This window comes from Mesorhizobium sp. M1A.F.Ca.IN.020.06.1.1, from assembly GCF_004023265.1.
Taxonomy (GTDB): domain Bacteria; phylum Pseudomonadota; class Alphaproteobacteria; order Rhizobiales; family Rhizobiaceae; genus Mesorhizobium.
The window spans coordinates 1-617 of sequence record NZ_RZSR01001653.1 but is presented as its reverse complement, the minus strand read 5'-3'; the positions used below and the strand labels follow the sequence as shown (position 1 = coordinate 617).

Below are 617 nucleotides of genomic sequence, written 5' to 3'. Positions count from 1 at the left end.
ATATGATTTCGGCTTCGCCGTCGACTGGATGCGCAAGGATCTCGGCATCTGCCTCGCCGAGGCCAACCGCAACGACGCCAAGCTGCCGGTGACCGCGCTGGTCGACCAGTTCTACAAGGATGTGCAGGACATGGGCGGCAGGCGCTGGGACACCTCCTCTTTGCTCGCCCGCCTGGAAAAATAGACGGCGATGGTCCTGCCCGATCCGAGTTGGAGCGCCGACGAGATCGTCGCCCATCTGCGTTCGATCGGCAGCGAGAAAAACCGCGCCGGCATGGCTCGATTCGGCATCAACACGAGAACCGCGCTGGGCGTCGGCAATTCCGATCTGCGGCCGCTGGCGCGCAAGCTGAAGAAAAACCAGGAACGGTCACTGCTCTTGTGGGACACCGACATTCGCGAAGCGCGATTGATGGCCGCTTTCACCGGCGAGCCGAAGAAGCTCGACATCGGTCAATGCCGGCGCTGGGCCGCCGATTTCGACAGTTGGGAGATTGTCGATACCGTTGCCGACCTGTTCGCCGAAACACCGTTCTGGCGTGAGCTGGTCGAGGAATTCGCCAAGGACGAGCGCGAGTTTGTCCGCCGCACCGCCTTTGCCATGCTGGCCTGGGCGG

Annotated in this window: 2 protein-coding genes; both read left to right on the top strand. The window is 62.7% G+C overall.

Annotation, left to right across the window (positions count from 1 at the left end; genetic code table 11):
• Window positions 1-184, top strand: a 184-nt coding sequence (locus EOA60_RS36160) for an NAD-binding protein (protein WP_164899934.1), incomplete at its 5' end; no start/stop codon positions are given.
• Between the two features lie 6 nt (window positions 185-190).
• A partial coding sequence (locus EOA60_RS36155; protein WP_206628455.1) for a DNA alkylation repair protein occupies window positions 191-617 on the top strand: 427 nt, incomplete at its 3' end.